16 protein-coding genes and 2 pseudogenes are annotated in these 20,132 nt (G+C 53.5%); 3 read left to right on the plus strand and 15 right to left on the minus strand.

The annotated features are described in order from the left end of the window. Window positions 1–413: pseudogene (locus tag JCM12308_RS22545) on the minus strand (single-stranded DNA-binding protein); the annotation flags it as partial. 400 nt (window positions 414–813) lie between these two features. Between JCM12308_RS22545 and uvrA the strand changes: the two are divergent. Then, window positions 814–3,747, plus strand: a complete 2,934-nt coding sequence (gene uvrA / locus JCM12308_RS22550) for an excinuclease ABC subunit UvrA (protein ID WP_054785158.1) — start codon at window positions 814–816, stop codon at window positions 3,745–3,747. A gap of 672 nt (window positions 3,748–4,419) precedes the next feature. On the opposite strand, the gene JCM12308_RS22555 is transcribed toward uvrA, so the two are convergent. Further along, the gene (locus tag JCM12308_RS22555; RefSeq protein WP_208608667.1) at window positions 4,420–5,004 is read right to left on the minus strand and encodes a hypothetical protein; all 585 of its coding nucleotides are present in this window, start codon (window positions 5,002–5,004) and stop codon (window positions 4,420–4,422) included. 235 nt (window positions 5,005–5,239) lie between these two features. Between JCM12308_RS22555 and trmFO the strand changes: the two genes are divergently transcribed. Then, window positions 5,240–6,637 carry a methylenetetrahydrofolate--tRNA-(uracil(54)-C(5))-methyltransferase (FADH(2)-oxidizing) TrmFO gene (gene trmFO / locus JCM12308_RS22560; protein ID WP_083416390.1) on the plus strand — a complete coding sequence of 466 codons (1,398 nt, stop codon included), beginning with the start codon at window positions 5,240–5,242 and terminating at the stop codon, window positions 6,635–6,637. A 53-nt stretch (window positions 6,638–6,690) separates the two neighbouring features. On the opposite strand, the gene JCM12308_RS22565 is transcribed toward trmFO, so the two are convergent. From JCM12308_RS22565 to yajC, 5 genes and pseudogenes are all read right to left on the minus strand, one after another. Beyond that, complete coding sequence (locus JCM12308_RS22565) at window positions 6,691–7,551, minus strand: phytoene/squalene synthase family protein (protein WP_054785160.1); 861 nt, start codon at window positions 7,549–7,551, stop codon at window positions 6,691–6,693. Window positions 7,552–7,570: 19 nt separating this feature from the next. Then, window positions 7,571–7,975 (minus strand): Mth938-like domain-containing protein, encoded by a 405-nt coding sequence (locus JCM12308_RS22570; RefSeq protein WP_014285781.1) that lies wholly within the window; start codon window positions 7,973–7,975, stop codon window positions 7,571–7,573. Window positions 7,976–8,121: 146 nt separating this feature from the next. Then, complete coding sequence (secF, locus tag JCM12308_RS31830; protein WP_008546498.1) at window positions 8,122–9,063, minus strand: protein translocase subunit SecF; 942 nt, start codon at window positions 9,061–9,063, stop codon at window positions 8,122–8,124. A gap of 15 nt (window positions 9,064–9,078) precedes the next feature. Next, on the minus strand, window positions 9,079–10,683 hold the full coding sequence (gene secD, locus JCM12308_RS31835) for a protein translocase subunit SecD (RefSeq protein ID WP_014285782.1): 1,605 nt from the start codon (window positions 10,681–10,683) through the stop codon (window positions 9,079–9,081). Between the two features lie 95 nt (window positions 10,684–10,778). Then, window positions 10,779–11,106: pseudogene (gene yajC / locus JCM12308_RS22585) on the minus strand (preprotein translocase subunit YajC). A gap of 315 nt (window positions 11,107–11,421) precedes the next feature. Here yajC and JCM12308_RS22590 point away from each other — a divergent pair. Further along, on the plus strand, window positions 11,422–12,315 hold the full coding sequence (locus JCM12308_RS22590; protein ID WP_014285783.1) for an ATP-binding protein: 894 nt from the start codon (window positions 11,422–11,424) through the stop codon (window positions 12,313–12,315). Window positions 12,316–12,396: 81 nt separating this feature from the next. On the opposite strand, the gene JCM12308_RS22595 is transcribed toward JCM12308_RS22590, so the two are convergent. The 8 genes from JCM12308_RS22595 to JCM12308_RS22630 form a co-directional block, all read right to left on the minus strand. Next, window positions 12,397–14,160 carry a M23 family metallopeptidase gene (locus JCM12308_RS22595; RefSeq protein WP_054785161.1) on the minus strand — a complete coding sequence of 588 codons (1,764 nt, stop codon included), beginning with the start codon at window positions 14,158–14,160 and terminating at the stop codon, window positions 12,397–12,399. Between the two features lie 89 nt (window positions 14,161–14,249). Further along, window positions 14,250–14,942, minus strand: a complete 693-nt coding sequence (locus JCM12308_RS22600) for a protein-L-isoaspartate O-methyltransferase family protein (RefSeq protein ID WP_008546737.1) — start codon at window positions 14,940–14,942, stop codon at window positions 14,250–14,252. 65 nt (window positions 14,943–15,007) lie between these two features. Continuing rightward, entirely contained in the window at window positions 15,008–15,772 is a 765-nt protein-coding gene (gene surE / locus JCM12308_RS22605) for a 5'/3'-nucleotidase SurE (RefSeq protein WP_008547068.1), read from the minus strand. An 85-nt stretch (window positions 15,773–15,857) separates the two neighbouring features. After that, window positions 15,858–17,138 carry a serine--tRNA ligase gene (serS, locus tag JCM12308_RS22610; protein ID WP_054785162.1) on the minus strand — a complete coding sequence of 427 codons (1,281 nt, stop codon included), beginning with the start codon at window positions 17,136–17,138 and terminating at the stop codon, window positions 15,858–15,860. Window positions 17,139–17,209: 71 nt separating this feature from the next. Then, entirely contained in the window at window positions 17,210–17,995 is a 786-nt protein-coding gene (gene tatC, locus JCM12308_RS22615) for a twin-arginine translocase subunit TatC (RefSeq protein WP_008547224.1), read from the minus strand. 12 nt (window positions 17,996–18,007) lie between these two features. Further along, on the minus strand, window positions 18,008–18,496 hold the full coding sequence (gene tatB, locus JCM12308_RS22620; protein ID WP_008546621.1) for a Sec-independent protein translocase protein TatB: 489 nt from the start codon (window positions 18,494–18,496) through the stop codon (window positions 18,008–18,010). A 171-nt stretch (window positions 18,497–18,667) separates the two neighbouring features. Next, complete coding sequence (locus tag JCM12308_RS22625; protein ID WP_014285787.1) at window positions 18,668–18,913, minus strand: twin-arginine translocase TatA/TatE family subunit; 246 nt, start codon at window positions 18,911–18,913, stop codon at window positions 18,668–18,670. Window positions 18,914–18,995: 82 nt separating this feature from the next. Beyond that, on the minus strand, window positions 18,996–20,078 hold the full coding sequence (locus JCM12308_RS22630) for an ABC transporter ATP-binding protein (protein WP_014285788.1): 1,083 nt from the start codon (window positions 20,076–20,078) through the stop codon (window positions 18,996–18,998). Window positions 20,079–20,132: the final 54 nt, after the last annotated feature.

Consider the following 20,132-nt stretch of genomic DNA (forward strand, 5'->3'; position numbering starts at 1 on the left):
ACCGCCGCCGCCAAAGCCGCCGCCGGACTGACCACCCTGCCACCCATACCGCCGCCTTCACCGCGACCATCAAGCATGGTCAGCGTAGAATTGAAGCCCTGCAGAACAATCTCGGTAGAATATTTGTCCTGACCGCTCTGGTCCTGCCATTTGCGGGTCTGCAGCTGGCCTTCGATGTAAACCTTGGAACCTTTGCGCAGGTATTGCTCAGCAACCTTTGCAAGGCCTTCATTAAACACAACAACGCGGTGCCATTCAGTGCGCTCACGGCGCTCGCCGCTGTTGCGATCACGCCAGCTTTCGGAAGTCGCGATGCGCAAGTTGACGATCGGACGACCATCCTGCGTACGGCGAATTTCCGGATCTGCGCCCAAGTTTCCAACCAAAATGACTTTATTGACGCTACCGGCCATTGAATTACTCCTAAATCTGAACCAACTCATAGCTGAGCAGGTTAAGTTGGCAAGTAACCTATGCTCCGCGCTCCGCAAATCAAACAGGCTTTCGCAAAGCGGCCTCGGTTGTCCACATTTCCGAGGCTTTCCTTTTGAATATCAGGCGTCAGGAAGCAAGGCTCTCCGCTCGTTCTATATTTGTTCCAGTACAATGCCTTGTGAAACCACCAAGTTCAACTCTCAATTTTTCTAAAGGACAATTTTCCGAGAGCGAACTCAAAAAGGCTTGCCCCTTAAAATTGTTCCGTTTATGTTCCACCTGATTTCCAGCGCACATTCTCCTTCATTTTGAGGATCGCGCCCTGACTTGTTTTGCTTTTTATATGCGAACTCGGCATCCGTGATAAAGGACAGTTCCATGGCGAAGTCGCCAACACATGACATCGAAAACAATTCCACGCGCGCTGATCTAATGAAGCAGATTACTGTACGCGGCGCACGCGAACATAACTTGAAAAATGTGGATCTGGACCTTCCACGCGATAGCCTGATCGTCATGACCGGCCTGTCCGGCTCAGGCAAATCCTCCCTCGCCTTTGACACCATCTACGCTGAAGGGCAGCGCCGCTACGTTGAAAGCCTGAGCGCTTACGCCCGCCAGTTCCTTGAAATGATGCAGAAACCGGACGTTGACCAGATCGACGGCCTGTCTCCTGCCATTTCCATCGAGCAGAAGACGACCTCCAAAAACCCACGCTCTACTGTCGGCACGGTGACTGAGATCTACGACTACATGCGCCTTCTGTTCGCGCGTGTTGGCATCCCATACTCCCCAGCAACTGGGCTTCCAATCGAAAGCCAGACCGTCTCTCAGATGGTCGATCGCGTTCTGATGCTGGACGAAGGCACACGCCTTTACCTGCTGGCTCCAATCGTACGCGGCCGCAAGGGGGAGTACAGGAAAGAACTCGCCGAGCTCATGAAAAAGGGCTTCCAGCGCGTCAAGATTGATGGCGAATACTACGAAATAGCTGATGCGCCAGCACTGGATAAGAAGTTCAAGCATGACATTGATGTGGTTGTTGACCGTGTTGTCGTGCGTGAGGATATGACTGGTCGCCTCGCAGATTCTCTAGAAACAGCACTAGAACTGGCTGAAGGTCTGGCAACAATTGAGTTTGCCGATCAGAAGGACGAAAAAGGCAAAGCTAAGCAAATTGTCTTTTCCGAAAAGTTCGCCTGTCCTGTCTCTGGTTTTACGATTCCTGAAATCGAGCCACGCCTGTTCTCATTCAACAACCCGTTCGGCGCCTGCCCAACCTGTGATGGTCTGGGCACCAAACTGGCGTTTGAAGCTGAACTTGTTGTGCCGGATCAGTCTTTGTCTTTGCGCGGCGGCGCAATCCTGCCATGGTCCAAGACCGGCTCCACTTCTCCTTATTACACCCAGACACTGGAGGCATTGGCCAAGCACTACAAACAGCCAATGACCAAAGCCTGGAAGGAGCTGCCAGAAGACTTCCGCAATGCGGTCCTGTTTGGTACGGGCAAAACCAAAGTGCAGTTCGTCTATGATGACGGTACCCGTTCCTACAAAACCGAAAAACCGTTTGAGGGCGTCGTCGGCAACATCGAACGCCGCTGGCGTGAAACCGATTCCCAAATGGTGCGCGATGAGCTGTCCCGTTACCAATCCGACCACGCCTGTGACGCCTGCAATGGCTACCGCCTAAAACCAGAAGCGCTGTGCGTGAAGATTGCCGACCGCCACATTGGCGAGATCACCGCACTCTCTATCAAAACAGCACACGACTGGTTCTCCAGCATCGAAGAGAAACTCTCCGACAAGCAGAACGAAATCGCCTATCGCATCCTGAAGGAAATTCGCGAGCGCCTGAAGTTCCTCAATGACGTTGGCCTTGAGTATCTTTCCATGGATCGCTCCTCCGGCACCCTGTCAGGTGGCGAAAGTCAGCGTATCCGTCTTGCATCTCAGATTGGCTCTGGCCTCACCGGTGTTCTTTATGTTCTGGACGAACCGTCCATCGGCCTGCACCAGCGCGACAACGCACGTCTGCTGGAGACGCTGAAGCATCTGCGCAATCTGGGCAACACCGTCATCGTGGTTGAGCACGACGAAGACGCCGTTCTCACAGCTGACCATGTGGTGGATGTGGGACCGGGCGCAGGTATCCATGGCGGCCAGGTGGTTGCACAAGGTACACCGGAAGAAGTGATGGCCAACCCGGCCTCTCTCACAGGTAAGTACCTCTCCGGCAAAATGAGCATCCCGCAGCCGGATGAGCCGCGCAAGATCGACAAGAACCGCCAGATCAAGGTCTTCGGTGCTCGCGGCAACAACCTGAAAGAAGTCGACGCAAGCATTCCGCTCGGAACATTCACCTGTGTGACCGGTGTGTCCGGTGGCGGCAAGTCCACCTTCCTGATCGACACCGTTTACAAGGCAACTGCTCGCCGCCTCAACGGTGCGCGCGACAACCCTGCCCCGCATGACCGTATCGAAGGTCTGGAGCGACTGGATAAAGTCATCGACATCGACCAGTCTCCAATTGGCAGAACCCCACGCTCCAATCCGGCCACCTACACCGGCGCCTTCACGCCGATCCGCGAATGGTTTGCAGGCATGCCGGAAGCAAAAGCACGTGGTTACGCACCAGGCCGCTTCTCCTTCAACGTGAAAGGCGGACGCTGTGAGGCGTGTCAGGGTGACGGTGTCATCAAGATTGAAATGCACTTCCTGCCGGATGTGTACGTTACCTGCGATGTCTGTAAAGGCAAACGCTACAATCGCGAGACGCTGGAAGTTCAGTTCAAGGGCAAATCCATTGCAGATGTTCTGGATATGACTGTTGAGGAAGCAGCAGGCTTCTTCTCCGCTGTGCCATCCATCCGCGATAAAATGGAAACTCTCGCCCGCGTAGGCCTCGGCTACATCAAGGTTGGCCAACAGGCAACCACATTGTCTGGCGGTGAAGCACAACGCGTGAAGCTGGCAAAAGAGCTTTCCAAGCGCTCCACGGGCCGCACGCTTTACATTCTGGATGAACCAACAACCGGCCTGCACTTCCATGATGTCGCCAAACTGCTCGATGTTCTTCATGAACTCGTAGATCAGGGCAACACGGTACTGGTGATTGAGCATAATCTGGAAGTCATCAGAACCGCTGACTGGATTCTCGATCTTGGACCGGAAGGTGGCGATGGTGGTGGCACTATCGTGGCGACGGGTCGCCCAAGGGACGTTGCAGAAGTGCCGGAAAGCTACACCGGCCAGTTCCTCAAAGAACTGTTTGACCGACGAAGCGCCAACAAACTGGACGCAGCAGAATAGTTATCCAAAGGCCGGGCACTGTCCCGGCCTTTTCTTTTGCACATTTTGCGCACGCAGAGCCGCTCACTTCACTCCAATGGCATAAGTTGCCAATGCACGCACCTTTGTCTGCGACATCGGCTCAAAGCGCCTTACTCCTTGAAATATGATTAAATTTTTAGCTCTAAGTGCCTGAAAACCGGCCTTTCAGCTTTTCAGGTATGCAGATTTGTGCCGCAGATCACAAAATTGCTGCGACGCACAATCGCACTTCTTGGCATTTATGTCGTTTTGAGGAGTGTTAGCGCCATCATTCGCCACAATGCCATGCATTTTTTGCATATCGGACATGCGAAATGATGTGATGCACAATCGGAAAGTCTTTTGTATAAACCAACTCAAGGCCGCTGAGGAACTCCTCCCAATCAAACCTCGGCAGCCTAACATACAATCCTCAAGTGGCACCTCCTCCCAAGCCGCTTGATGGTTTCAAAACAGAGATTTCCTCCCAGTTCTCTGTTTACTAGCTTCGCCCGTCGTTCCTCCCATCGACGGGCGTTAGCTGTTTTAGGGGCCTATTTTTCACTGATCGCCCAAACAACTTCCCAAACCAGCACACAATAAAGAAAAAGCGCACCAGCTCTGCCGATACGCTCTCATTCTCTTACTCGCAGTTTTGAGATTGAACCAGACCTACTTGTTAACTGGCTTAACCAGATCCGCACTGGTCATCGTCAACCATCTGGACATATGCAAAATGTCAGGAGGCTCGCCGTTGCTCAAACGCCAGCTGTCCACTACCCATGGAATATCTGTGGTGGTGTCAACAACAACGGCAGACGCATGCGGGTATTTGCCATCGAAGAAGAAGCCCCGGGAAGCCGGACGCGCCACGCGGTGGTACTTCAACCACCCTTGTGAACCTGCATAAGCCAGCAGGCTGGTGGTGTTGGTCGCCTCATCAATGCAATCCATCTGCCCGCGGACATTGCCGTTGCTCATGTCCAGCCCGCCAATATCGTTGGAAGAGCCAACCACGGGACCCACACGCTTTTCCTGCCACTGCACTGCCTTGGAAATTGCCGCGCGCTCTGCTTCAGGACTACGACTGCCCCGCTTCAGGATGGCGCGGAGGCGGCGCTTGTCTTTCTGGCTAAAGGTAACAGCTGTGCGATACGCGCACCCAAACCCATGGCAGATGTAAAGTGTGTCACCCTTATTTTCGATACCGCCCATCTGGGCATACCAGGTGCTTGTCGGCCGATTAATCTGGCTCATGCAGGCACTTAGCCCAACTGCAGCAATTGCAAGCACTAAGCCCCGAGAAACCTTCTTGAATTTCTTATTTGAAAAATACATGTGTTTATGTGAATCACTTTGCACAACCATGGAAGATTGATGGCCTAAATGATTGAACTGAGCAAGTTCAGAGGCTAAGCAATTCGCAAGCGATAAACACTTAGGCTTCCATGGACGCTTTAGCGCAACAGAAGCCCAGTCGATTGGATAGGAAATGACGAAGCAACCCATACACGTGGTTGGTGGCGGCCTGGCAGGCTCCGAAGCAGCATGGCAGATTGCAGAAAAAGGCCTCAAGGTCGTTCTGCACGAAATGCGCCCAACCCGTGAGACTGACGCTCACAAAACAGACGGCCTGGCAGAACTGGTGTGCTCCAACTCATTCCGTTCTGACGATGCTGAAAACAACGCCGTTGGCCTGCTCCATGCAGAACTGCGCGCAGCTGGCTCTCTGATCATGAAATCAGCAGATGCCAACAAGGTACCTGCGGGCGGCGCTCTGGCCGTGGATCGCGATGGTTTTTCCGAAGCAGTCCAGGCAGCGCTGGAAGCCCATGAGAACGTCGAGATCATCCGCGAAGAAGTGACCGAGATTCCATCAGCTGACATCGGTCAGGTTATTCTGGCGACCGGCCCGCTGACCTCCCCGGCACTGTCCGAGCAGATCCTAAAGGCAACCGGCGAAGACTCCCTCGCCTTCTTTGATGCGATCGCACCGATCATCCACACTGAGTCCATCAATATGGACAAGGCATGGTACCAGTCACGCTACGACAAAGTTGGTCCAGGCGGCACAGGCAAAGACTACATCAACTGCCCGATGGACAAAGAGCAGTATGAAGCGTTCATCGACGCGCTGATCGGCGGCGAGAAAACCTCCTTCAAGGAATGGGAAGAAAACACCCCATACTTCGACGGCTGCCTGCCAATCGAAGTCATGGCCGAACGCGGCCGCGAAACTCTGCGCCATGGCCCGATGAAGCCAATGGGCCTGACCAACGCGCACCAGCCAGACATCAAGGCCTATGCTGTTGTTCAGCTGCGTCAGGATAATGCTCTGGGCACGCTCTACAATATGGTTGGGTTCCAGACCAAACTGAAGTACGGCGCACAGTCCGAAATCTTCCGCATGATCCCAGGTTTGGAAGACGCTCAGTTCGCACGCCTTGGCGGCCTGCACCGCAACACCTTCCTCAACTCACCGCGTCTGCTTGATGAGCAAATGCGCCTCAAGGCTCTGCCGCATGTACGCTTTGCGGGTCAGATCACCGGGTGTGAAGGTTATGTTGAATCCACCGCTGTTGGCTGCATGACCGGCCTGTTTGCAGCCCATCAGGCTCTTGGCACGGACATCGCTCCACCACCTGCAACAACCGCTTGCGGCGCGATCATCAACCACATCACTGGTGGCCACATTGATCGTGAAGATGGTTCAGGTCCACGCTCTTTCCAGCCGATGAACATCAACTTCGGCCTGCTGCCGCCTTTGGACGAAATGCCAAAGCATCCGGAAGGCAAGCGTCTGCGCGGTAAGGAAAAGACCCGTCTCAAAAAGCAGGTCATGGCCAAGCGTGGTCTGGATGACTTCAAAGCTTGGGTTGCGACCGTTTAAAGAGTAAGCAACAGATACAAGATGCAAAGAAGGCCGGAAATTCCGGCCTTTTTCTATTTGCGGGACAATCTGGCAAGACGGCGCGATGTACGCCACATGTGCCACATCCGCCGAATATGCGGCGCGCCACCACAAACTTGCAGCGGTTCAAAACTGTCCTTGTCCGCCTCATTGAAGAACAGCTCAACCTGAAACACTGGCAAAAACGCTGGCAGGACAGACTTATCGATCCCTTCCAGAGCCTCTTCGCAGTCATCCAGATGCTTCCGGCTCAGCTCCACCATTTCCTCAAACACAGCCCAAACACCATCATCAGACCGATTGCCTTTCAAAGCACTCGGGTCCACGTCGTGCCGTTCCAGCACTTCCTTCGGAATAAACTGCTGCTGCCGGGAGGCCTGCCATGCCAACGTCTGCATCAGGCCGGACATGGCATAGGCCACACCGCCATGACCACACGCATCAGAGATCTGACGATCCGCCGGCTTACCGCTCAGGATCATGGAGGCAAGCAGAACCAGCGCAGAGCTTGTTTCACCACAATACCCTTCCAGATCATTTACTGTTGGCATCGGGTCAGAATAAAGATCAAACCGGCGCGCTGAAATCAGATTGAGAAACGGCTCGCGCGGCAGTTTGTGATGTTCGATGGTCTCGATGATCGCCTGCGCCACCGGATTATGCATCACATCACCGTGGTCCGTGCCACTCAGCGCATCATGCCACCATTGCAGTCGGATCTCACCGGGCATCGGCTCATTCACCAGTTCACGGATCCGCGCAATCTCACAGGCAAACGCATAAAGCGCAATCAGGCTCGGGCGCGCAGTGATCGGCGCATAAAGTGTGCTCAGATAACGCTCATAGGAGAAGCGTTTTACGAAGTCATTGCAGTAGTTATAGGCCTGGCTCATAGCTGGGTCCCATGCTCATTCAGGTATTTTCAACGGCAATAAAAACAGCGGCCACGGCCCGGTCTTCATTAAGAAGCACATTGTAAGTGCGCACAGCTGCACCAGTGGACATGCTGTCGACCATGATGCCTTTCTCGCGGAATGGCGCTTTACGGGCCTCCGGAAAGGGCTTCAACTCATCACCGGCGCCAATCAGAAGCACTTCAATGCCATCAGATTCCTGAAGCACCTGCTCCAGGGCTTCGTCGGTGATTTCCTCAAAAGTCTTAGGCTCCCAGCCATACACACCGGAAGGCACACACATCAAAGAACCACGATGGGACATATCGGCAAATCGAAACCCGCCATTTCCGTAGGCATCGATCTGAACCATGCTCGGATAATGCGCATCCCGCACTTCCAAAGGCTCACCGCGTTTTCCCATAATGACCTCCGATGGGCTGTTTTGGCCCAGTATACGCGCTAAATGATAGCCTTCTGTTTAATTACACGCGAAAGAATGTCCAATAGAAAATGGGGCTGACCACAACTGTAGTCAGCCCCATCTAAAACTCTAGCTGTTTCCGCAGGTTAAGCGGATTTTGCAGGGGATGTCTCGTCGTCTTTCTTGTCAAACACGCTGGTGCGAAGCTTCATGAGCATCAGCAGCGGAGACGCAAGGAAGATGGAAGAGTAAGTACCAATCACAATACCGAAGATCATCGCCAGCACGAAGGACTGGATCACTTCACCGCCCAGGAAGTACAACGCAAACAGTGCCAGCAAGGTGGTGACAGATGTCATTGTTGTACGGGACAGGGTCTCGTTGATGGACTTATCAAGCAGCTCTTCCAGAGAAAGGCGCTTGTAGCGACGCAGGTTCTCACGAATACGGTCGTAAACAACCACCGTATCGTTAAGCGAGTAACCGATAATCGTCAGCACCGCCGCGATACTGGACAGCGTAAAGTCCAACTGCAGTATCGCAAACAAACCAACCGTCAGCAGAATATCGTTGAACGTTGTGATGATCGCGCCAACTGCGAACTGCCATTCAAAGCGGAACCAGATGTAGAACATGATCATCAGCAGCGCAGAGCCAACCGCCAGCGTGCCTGCATACGCAAGCTCACCGGAAACGCGTGGCCCAACCACCTCAGTTCTGCGGAACTCATATCCATCAGTGAAAGCACTGCGAACATTTTCAACCACATCCTGCTGTGCACTTTCACCTTCGCCCTGAGATTCAATGCGGATCAGAACTTCGGTAGGACTACCGAATTCCTGTACCTGAACATCACCCAGATTGAGACCACCAAGGGTCCGGCGAATTTCAGAAAGGTTAGCAGGACCGTTCGTGGACTGCAGCTCAATCAGTGTACCGCCCTTAAAGTCGATGCCGTAGTTCAGGCCGACTGTCAGGAACAGAACGATGGAAAGAACTGCCGTAATTCCAGAAAACGGGAAGCTCAACACCCGCCAATGCATAAAGCGGAAGTTGGTCTGCTCCGGAACAAGTCTAAGAAGTTTCATAAAGCATGCTCCGAGTTAGATTGGCAGTTTGGATGGACGCTTACGCTTCACCCATACGGAGATGAGGAAACGAGACACGGTAAATGCAGAGAACACTGTGGTGAAGATACCGATCATCAGGGTCACCGCGAAGCCTTTAACAGGACCGGAACCGATGAAGAACAGGATCACAGCCACAATAAGCGTCGTGATGTTTGCATCCAGGATTGTGCCAAGTGCACGGCTAAAGCCCGCATCGATAGAACCGATAGCAGAACGACCTGCGCGCGCTTCTTCACGAATGCGCTCATAGATCAGCACGTTCGCATCAACCGCCATACCGATGGTCAGAACGACACCCGCGATACCTGGCAGCGTCAGCGTGGCCTGCAATGTGGTAAGCACACCGAAGATCAGGAACACGTTGGAAGCCAGTGCAAGGTTCGCAATCACACCAAACTGGCCGTAAGCCAGCAGCATGAAGATGACAACCGCAGCAGCAGCGACGATAGACGCGATCTTACCGCTATCAATGGAATCCTGACCAAGGCCCGGACCAACCGAACGCTCTTCAACAACGTCCAGACGCGCAGGAAGCGCGCCGGCACGCAGCAGAACAGCCAGATCGTTTGCACCATCAACGGTAAAGTTACCGGAAATCTGACCGGAACCACCTGTAATTGGCTGACGGATAACCGGCGCAGTGATCACCTCGTTATCCAGCACAATTGCGAACGGACGGCCAACATTTGCACGGGTCACATCCGCAAAGACGCGGGCACCGGCAGTGTTGAAGCGGAAGTTCACAACAGGCTCGTTGGTCTGCTGGTCAAACGCAACAGAAGCGTCCTGCAGCTCTTCACCAGTCAGCAGCGGAGTTTCATCCAGCAAGTATGGCTGTCCGTCATTGCCTTCAACAACCATCGTACCATTCGGTGGACGGCCCTGAAGTGCCTGAGACGCGCTCATTTCCTGGCTGACAAGGTGGAAAGTCAGCTGAGCAGTTGCACCAATGATATCCTTCAGGCGCTGTGGGTTGGATTCACCCGGCGCTTCAACAAGGATACGGTCAGTGCCCTGACGCTGAATGGAAGGTTCAGTCGTGCCGAGTTCATCAACACGGCGACGGATAACCTCAATGGACTGTCTCACAACAGAAGCAAGACGCATGTCCAGACCTTCCTGAGAGAAGGCCATGCGGAACAGGCCGTCACCTTGAGGCTCAAGAACAAATTCGTTAACCGCAGCACCGCCGAAAACGCCGGAGTTAAGCGGGTTTACCAGTTCTGCAAGGCGTCGTTCAGCTTCGTCGTAACGTGCTGCATCACGGATGCGCACCTGAACGCCGTCTCCCTGAATGCCCAGACCAGTATAACCGATACGTGGGTTTTCGCGCAGGGCCCGGCGGATGTTACCAACCAGCTGACGGAACTGTTTTTCTTTGTAATCTTCCTTATCAACCTCATAGAGCAGATAAGCACCGCCCTGAAGGTCAAGACCGAGAACAATCTGGCGCTTAGGCATGAAATCCGGCCAGGATTGAACAGTGCTTGCCGGGAAGAAGTTCGGCAATGTTGTAAGTATACCGCCCAGCACCACAACGATAATCAGGGCGATTTTCCAACGCGCGAAATGAAGCATGAGTATATGCCCGGTCCTAGTATAGGCAGACCGCCTTCCGCAAGGCCTGTGCCTCAGCAGGAAAGCGGCCTGAAACTACAAGCATCAAGGCGCGATTATTCGCCGTCCTTGACAGGTTCACCTTTGGAGCGAACCTCCTGGATCATTGCGCGAGCAATACGCACACGCGTACCTTCGCGATGTCCACCTGCAGCTCAGCTTCATCAACAACCTTGGCAACTTTACCAATCAGACCACCGGAGGCACAACAGTATCGCCACGACGCAGATTGTTCACCATTTCCTGGTGAGATTTCATGCGCTGACGCTGAGGGCGAATGATCAGGAACCACATGATCACGAAGATCAGAACGAATGGCACGATGGACATGATCACGTCCGGTGCACCACCTGCGGCCTGTGCATAGGCAGGGGTAATAAGCATTAGTTTCTCCTTACCACAAATTCCAATGGAACCTGATGGCGTTCATTAAACAATTGGCGAGGCGAGCCTCTCCAAAATTGACCTTGGCCCGATAGAACAAGGATTTTGGGCTGGACTATACAGTCCACTCCAGTGTTTTCAAGGCATTGACATGCTAACTGGGACTTTCCCCAAGAGTATTGGGCATGATACAGCTGTAAATAGGGATACTTGGCCGCAGATCAAATAGCAGAACCGCCGCTGAGACAATTTTTCACCTAGTTCATTTTGCGTAAAGCCCGCACCAGCGCACCTGAGTTAATCACGTAGATACACATGACCACCAAAGAAAATACCTCTGAAGTCGCCCTTCTTACATCAAAGCTGGACGAGATTGTCAGCCTGCTGGCAGGCTCCCTACCCAAGCCTCCGGTTCCCGTCAATTTCGACGAAGCCGATGCGTTCGTGTTTCATCCCTCTCCATTTGAGCTCGCGCCTGTTGCAAAAGTCAATCGCGTCGATATTAGCCTGCTCAAGGGCGTCGATCACTCCAAGAAAATGCTGATGGAGAACACCAGCCGCTTCGCAAAAGGCTTCCCCGCCAACAACGTGTTGCTGTGGGGCGCAAGAGGCATGGGCAAGTCTTCTTTGGTGAAATCTGCTCATGCAGCCATCAATATCGAGCACGGCACCTCTGAGGGCTACCGAAAGCTCATCCTCATCGAGATTCATCGTGAGGACATTGAAGCGCTCCCTGCCCTCATGAACGAGCTGCGCAGCGCGCCCTACAACTTCATCATCTTCTGCGATGACTTATCCTTCGATGGCGACGACACCAGCTACAAGAGCCTTAAAGCCGCTCTGGATGGCGGCATTGAAGGTCGCCCGTCCAATGTCCTGTTCTACGCCACATCCAACCGCAGACACCTTCTGCCGCGCGATATGATGGAGAACGAGCGCTCCACGGCGATCCACGCCAGTGAGGCGGTGGAAGAGAAAGTCTCGCTTTCTGATCGATTCGGCCTTTGGATCGGCTTCCACAAGTGCAATCAGGACGAATATCTGGACATGATCTACGGCTACACCGAGCACTTCAATCTGAAGATCGATCAGGAACAACTGCGCGCTGAGGCTTTAGAGTGGTCCACCACCCGCGGCGCCCGTTCTGGCCGTGTTGCCTGGCAGTTCATCCAGGATCTGGCAGGTCGTCTCGGCCAGACGCTGAGTTAAAACGCAAGAACCGCCGTGTGAAGGTCAACATCACGGCGGGTTCTGACTTTGAAAAGGTCTCCGTTAAGGAGCCCTCCCCCTTTATGAGCGCGGTAGGAAACTCATCGGATCTACCGGCTTATTATCTTTACGAAGCTCAAAATGCAGCTGAGGCTGGGTCACAGACCCGGTCGCACCAGCCATCGCAATCGTCTGCCCACGGCGCACAACATCACCCCGGCGCACCTTCAGCTCCTTGTTATGAGCGTAAGCTGACACCCAGCCATTGTCGTGGCGAATCAAAACCAGATTCCCAAAGCCCTTCAACTCGTTACCAGCGTAAACAATTGTCCCGTCTTCAGCTGCCTTGATGTCCGTTCCAGACGGAACAGCAAGGTTGATACCGTCGTTGCGAGACCCACCCGGCTTCACACCAAAGTCCGAAATAATCCGGCCACGAACCGGCCAGCGGAAGGTGGTCTCTTCAGCAGCTGCAGCAACTTTAGGCGCACTGGCAACCTTCACAGGCTGCACTGGAGCTGGTTTGGAAACCTCTGTCGGCTGTAAACGCACCACATCAGTTTCAGCTTCCCGCACAACAGGCACAATCGGAGCCTGCGGCTTCTGCACGCTGGCCGTATGAACTGGCGCAGGCGCTAAAGAATTAGCCAGCGTACGCTGCGTTGTAGGCGCAGGCGAAACCGGCAATGGCTGAGCGCTTGCAAGAGCAATCCGCTTCGGTTTTGGCACCGCACTCGCAGTCGAAGCCTTTGCAACAGCAGCCGGACGCTGAGCCACATAAGCCTGCGGCTTGCTCTTCGGCACTGCAGAAACGCGCAGTGGTGCAGCAGTGCTGCGAGCGGCCTGTCCCGTGACCGGCACACCATAAGCTGGCTGCGCACTTGCAGGCTGAGGCGACACAATCGGCGTCAGAGATTGACTGCGATAGGTTGTCGTTGGCTGTTGAGGCGCACGATAAACCTGCGCAGGCGCTGGCTGCTGGATAGGCTCCAGAGAGGAAGCTGGAACCGCAGCAACAGGCGCACGGCGTTGAACCGGATAAGCTGGTGGCGGTGCATCACTGTAAACAGGACGCGATCTCTCCCCCACGTTACCCGGAGGGATCAACGCAGCAGCAATCTTGGTCGCAAACTCATCACGAGACTGCTTGCTCGCTGCAGACTGACCATTGGCGTTGAGCGGCGTCACGTACTGCGCCGGAATGGAAGCCGTTGTCACCGGTTGCGTGCTGCTTGACGGCAGCACACGCGCACTTGCCCGCGGCTCGCGGTTTGGCTTGCGCACCATCTTCACCGGGATCACAACAGAATCGCCCGGCTGCAGCGCCGAGCTGACAGTCACACGGTTGGCATGAAGAATCTCAGTAACTGGCACACGATACTGCCAGGAAAGGCTCTCAACACTCTCATTGCGTTTCAGCGTCACAACGCGTCCACCCACGGCAGTCCAGCCAAGCGTGCCGTCATTTGGTGCTTTGGCAAGAGAGGCAGGCACCAGAGCACTCGCGCGCTTGCGCTGGCTCACTGGAACAGCCTGCTTGGAAAATGTTGGTTGCCATGTCTGCTTCGGATACGCAGTGGCCTGCGTGGATCCGGTCACAATAGGCGCATCACTCGATGTTGGCGCTGGCAGCATAACGCCGCGCTGAACAACAGATTTCGAGCTGGTTGATGGAAGTCCGGGCGTAACTACAACGGCAGTTTGTGCCGGAGATGTTGGTTCATCAACATATTCTGATTGACCAAATCGGTCCACATTGCCACTGCAACCTGCAAGACCTGCCGACAGCAAAAACAATGCGACACCGCGCCGTAATCTGGCTTTCTCACGGGAATGAAACTGCATAATCGCCCTACCCAATACAAATAAAAGGCTAACTGGCGTAAGTTTACTGACAACAGAGTTGATAAAGACTTAATCAAAGTCTCGTTTGGTTACAGTTTTGCAGCAATTCCCGGCGTCAGGGAAAGATAGCGGAACCGGCCCAACTCCGTTTCATCAAGTCCGCGCCCACCCTTGTCATACTGAATAAGCCGGCAAAGCCCGCTTTCATGCTTAATTGGCGCCAAAAGACGGCCTCCAGGTGCAAGGCGGTCAAACAAAAAGCCCGGCACACGCTCCAATGCACCATTCAGAATAATCCGGTCAAACGGACCGCCGTCATCCTCTTCATCCACAGGTGCAACAAGACCATCGGCGTGAATCACATCCACATTATGGATCTTGCAGGACCGCAGACGCTCACGCGCCAGATCAGCCAGCGTGCGATATCGCTCCAGCGAAACAATCCGATCACAAATCTTGGAAAGAACCGCGCACTGATAGCCCGAGCCACTGCCGATCTCCAGCAAGGAGTGATCCGGCTTCATCTGCAGGAAGTCCGCCACTTTACCAATCAAAGACGGCTGAGTGCTCATCTGCCCGCAATCAATGGGAAACGCACGATCTTCATAGGCCAGAAATTGCTGGCTCGCTGATAAAAATAACTTACGAGGAATAGCTTCCAGCGCGCCCAGAACCTCAAGGTTCTGCACACCCTCAGATCGCAGCTTCATCACCCATGCCGCTTGTTTGGCAAGGTTCTCAGCAGAACGACCATCTTCATCAGCAAATAGACTGTCTTCCATTTTAAACACTCCGTCTATCTGCAGTGCGGAGATTGCCAGAAGCTGACAAGCTCCAATCAATCAAGTCAGGACTTTTCGAGCGTCTTTTCCAACTGACCCATCAGCTCATCCGCTGTCAGGTTCAGGTGCAAAGGCGTGACAGAAATGTAGCCTTCCTTCAAAGCCCCGATGTCAGTGCCTTCACGGGCACTTGGAATGCGGTTGTGGAACGCAAGCCAGTGGTATGGATTGCCACGTCCGTCCTTACGGCTTTCAATATACAGTGAACCTGCATCACGCTTGCCCTGACGCACAACCTTAACACCTTTTACCATGTCAGGCGCATCTTTCGGGAAGTTCACGTTCAGCAGCGTATCAGACGGCAGGTTGAACTCCAGCAGACTGCGGATCACGCCAACAGCGTGCGCTTCAGCAGTGTCGTAGTTCGGGCCAAACTCAGAACCAAACGCATACGCCTGCGACAGCGCGATGGAGCGAACACCCATCAGCGTACCTTCCATCGCCGCAGCAATGGTGCCGGAATACGTCACATCATCAGCAATGTTGGCACCGCGATTGATACCGGAAAGAACCAGATCTGGCGGCGTATCCAAAATAGAACGCACCGCCATGATCACACAGTCAGTTGGTGTACCACGTACAGCGAAATGACGGCTATCGATTTCACGAACACGCAAAGGATCATTCAGGGAAAGAGAGTGCGCCACACCGCTCTGGTCGGTTTCCGGCGCCACAACCCAAACATCATCTGAAATCTGCCGCGCGATGCGCTCCAAAACCTCAAGACCCTCAGCGTGGATCCCATCATCGTTGGTTAGTAAGATACGCATATCGCAGCAATTCCTTATAAACGTCGCGCCGTCTTGCGGAAGGACATGACTGCCCTCTCATCAAAACAACGCTTACACCAAATTTTTAAGCACCAATGACTTCAAGGCCATTCATGTATGGGCGAAGGACCTCAGGAACAGTGATGGTTCCATCTGCATTCTGGTAGTTCTCCATCACTGCAATCAGGCAGCGACCAACAGCAAGACCAGAACCGTTCAGGGTATGAACGAACTTCAGCGCCTTCTCACCTTCAACACGGTAACGTGCATTCATGCGGCGGCCCTGGAAGTCACCACAAACAGAACAGGAAGAGATTTCGCGGTAAGCGTCCTGACCTGGCAGCCAAACTTCGATGTCGTAGGTTTTACGCGCACCAAAGCCCATATCACCACTACACAAAGTCACCACACGGTAGTGAAGACCCAAAAGCTTCAGAACCTTCTCCGCAGACTCGCGCATCCGCTCCAGCTCATCCAAAGAGCTGTTTTCGTCGGTGACAGACACAAGCTCACACTTCTGGAACTGGTGCTGACGCAGCATACCAGCTGTATCACGACCAGCAGAACCAGCTTCAGAACGGAAGCAATAAGTCAGCGCAGTCACACGGATCGGCAGATCTGCTTCGCTAAGCGTTTCACCGGAAACCATGTTGGTCAGCGGAACTTCAGCGGTTGGGATCATCCAGTGACCAGTATCCTGATCGCGGAACTGATCTTCGCCGAACTTCGGCAGCTGGCCAGTGCCGTAGAGCGCGGTATCACGCACCAGCAGTGGCGGAGAAACTTCTGTGTAGCCATGCTCACGGGTGTGCAGATCGATCATGAACTGACCAAGCGCACGCTCCAGACGCGCAATCTGGCTCTTCAGAATAACAAAGCGGGAACCGGACATCTTGGCAGCAGTTTCAAAGTCCATGCCACCCAGTTTTTCACCAAGCTCGTAGTGCTCTTTCGGCTCAAAATCCAGCTCAGGCTTCTCGCCATGCGTGTGCAGCAGAACGTTGTCAGCCTCGTCCTCACCCACTGGCACTTCATCCAGCGGAATGTTGGGGATAACAGCCAGAGCATCCTCAAGCGCAGCGTTCAGCTTGCGCTGTTCGTCTTCGCCGTTCTGAATAAAGCTTTTGATTTCGGCAACTTCAGCCTTCAGGGCCTCTGCTTTTTCCTTGTCGCCCTGGCCCATGGCCATGCCGATTTCTTTGGATGCGGAGTTACGGCGCTGCTGCGCCTCCTGAAGCTTGGTGGTGTGGGAACGGCGCGCGTCGTCCAGTTCAACGAGCTGCGCAGCGCGTGGCTCTTGGCCGCGTTTTGCGAGAGCCGCATCAAGGCTCTCCTGATTTTCACGAATCCACTTGATATCAAGCATAACTTAGTAACCCCGGCAGGTTTGCCTTCTAAATAACCCGCCGGGAATAAACGTTAGAGCTGGAAGAGAGCTTACTCCTCTTCTTCCTTTTCCTTCTCTTCGCGCTTTTTCTCGACGAGCCTTACACAATAGATGGAGACTTCGTAGAGAAGCAGAGTGGGAAGTGCAAGACCGATCTGCGAAATCGGATCAGGAGGTGTTAAAATTGCCGCAGCTGCAAACGAGGCGACAATTGCGTACTTACGCTTAGATTTCAGGGAATCTGCAGTCGTAAGACCCGCGCGACCCAGAAGCGTCAAAACAACCGGAAGCTGAAAAACCAGACCGAACGCAAAGATAAGAACCATCACAAAGCTCAGGTACTCACTCACGCGCGGCAGCATCTCAATGGATGCCTCTTCACCAACACCAAGCTGCTGCATGGCAAGGAAGAAACTCATTGCCATTGGCATCACAAGGTAGAACACCAGAGCAGCACCAATCACAAACAGAATTGGCGTCGCGACCAGATAAGGCGCAAACGCACGGCGTTCATGCTTGTAAAGGCCGGGAGCCATAAACATGTAGACCTGGCTGGCAATCACAGGGAAAGCGATAAACAACGCACCGAACAAGGCCAGCTTCATCTGCGTGAAGAACCATTCTTGCGGAGCTGTGTAAATCAACTTCACTTCCATACTTTCCCCAGCAGCCTCAGAATAAGGTCTGATCAGGAAGTTGAAGATGTCGTTGGAGAAGTAGAAGCAGACCACAAAGGCAATAGCGATCGCGATCACCGACTTCATCAGACGAGAACGCAATTCGATCAGGTGCTCAATCAGCGGCGCACGTGAATCTTCAATTTCGTTATCACTCATAAAATAGCCGCCCTAGCTTTCATCTTTGCTGGAAGGAGTGCTTGCGGCACTTTCTTTAGCTTTTTGCGTGGAAGCCAGCTCAGCAGAAGAGACAACTTTCTGCTCAGGCACTTCAGCCTTTACAGGCGCTGCCTCTGGAGCAGCTTCCGGCTTGGCCTCAGCAGAGCCCTCACCGTTCAGCGAGCTTTTCACATCGCTGGTCGCCTGGTTCATGCTGGTTTCAAGCTTCTTCTTCTCTTCCTCAAGGCTCTTTTTCAAATCACCAAGTGGATTGAAGTTCTGCGCAGCATCAGCCTGCTTCCGCATTTCATCAATGCCGGCCTGCTTCTCCGCTTCTTTGACAGCGTCATTCAAAGTGGACTGAAATTCGCCTGCCATCTTGCGCACGCTGCCGATTGCGCGTCCGATTGTGCGCAACATGCCCGGCAGTTCTTTCGGGCCAACCACCAAAATGGCAACCACAGCGACAAGCAGCAGCTCTGTCCATGCGATATCGAACATAAAGAAGCCGTTTCGTTATTGTCTCAATGACAGCCCGTCTCCAGGCTTTCATCGATGACGTGTCGTGCCGCAAACGGCACATCCACTAGGGAAAGGCGTAGGTTTCAAACTCTAGGTCAGAATAGACCGACTTTCCCTAAACAATTTGCATAGACTACCGATAAAGGAGACTTAGTCCTTTTTTGCGGTGTCTTCAGCTTTTGTCTGCGCGTTTACGCTTTCGCCTGGAGCATGATCGATAACCTTCGGATCTTCAGCCTTTTCTTTGGCTTCCGCGGTATCTTCATTCAGCCCCTTCTTGAAGCTGTTGATGCCCTTTGCAACATCACCCATCAACTCGGAAATCTTTCCGCGACCAAACAGCAGAACTACGACAACCGCGATGATGACGATTTGCCAAATACCAATTGAGCCCATCAACCAAACTCCTTAAGAACTCTGAACCGTGTTTTGAGAGACACTACATCCCCTAGATACTAATAGGTAGTATCCAGAAGAATTACCCACTATGATTTACTGCCGTCTCTCGCCCAAAAACCAAAACATTCTCTGCATTTATACACAAGTCTATGACATTTTCTGGGTAGAATTGTAATACATCCCTCGTACGAATACGTAGAGGCTGCACTATTCCATCAACTTGTACGTCCAGAAGATCTGTCTCACCTGCCATTGCGCGAGAAATGACCTTGCCTTTGAACTGCCCCTCACCATGACATACCTTTAAGTGATGTGGTCTTACACATAAGGTCGCATGAGCCCCTTCTTCAAGGCCATTGGAGGAAAAATTCCCGATAGGCGTGACCACGCGGCCACCAACAACTTTTCCGGGTATCTCATTGAGATCCGAAAAGAATTTGGCAGCAAACAAACTATTCGGGCGGAAGTAGATATCCTCTGGCGTATCCAGCTGAACCACTTCTCCGTTGCGCATCAGCGCAATTCTGTCACCCACACGCAAGGCCTCTTCCGGGTCGTGTGTCACCACAACCGCAGTCGCGCCTTGCATCTTGATCATCTCCAGCGTCTGCGTGCGCACATCATCGCGCAAACGACTGTCCAGACCTGAAAATGGCTCATCCATCAGCAGCGTATGAGGCCGCGGCGCCATCGCGCGCGCCAGCGCAGCACGCTGCTGCTCACCACCAGAAAGTCCGTGTGGGTAGTCATCCACATACTGACCCAGCCCAACCATCTGCAGCGCATCGCGCGCACGGCGTTCTGCAACATCAGCGGCCAGATCAGACAGGCCAAACTTCACATTTTCAAGAATCGTTAAGTGCGGAAACAGCGCATAGTCCTGGAACATAAGCCCAACACCGCGCTTTTCCGGCGGCAAGAAATTCCGCTCATCCGCAACCACAGAACCATTGATGCGGACACTACCCTGCTGCTGACGCACAACCCCTGCCGCAATACGCAGGAGCGTGGTTTTTCCGCAACCGGAATGGCCCAGCAAACACAGCACTTCCCCGCTCTTCAAAGAAAGCGAAACACCGCGAACCGCAGGTAACCCCCCATAATGATGGCAGATATTGTCAAACACCAGTCGTTCTGATGCTGCAACCTTCCCTGGTTCCATTAGTCCCTCTTCAAACTCGCAAGGCGGTCGACCAAATCATCGACTCTCCTGCAT

The sequence above is a fragment of the Pseudovibrio denitrificans JCM 12308 genome, assembly GCF_001310815.1.
Taxonomy (GTDB): domain Bacteria; phylum Pseudomonadota; class Alphaproteobacteria; order Rhizobiales; family Stappiaceae; genus Pseudovibrio; species Pseudovibrio denitrificans.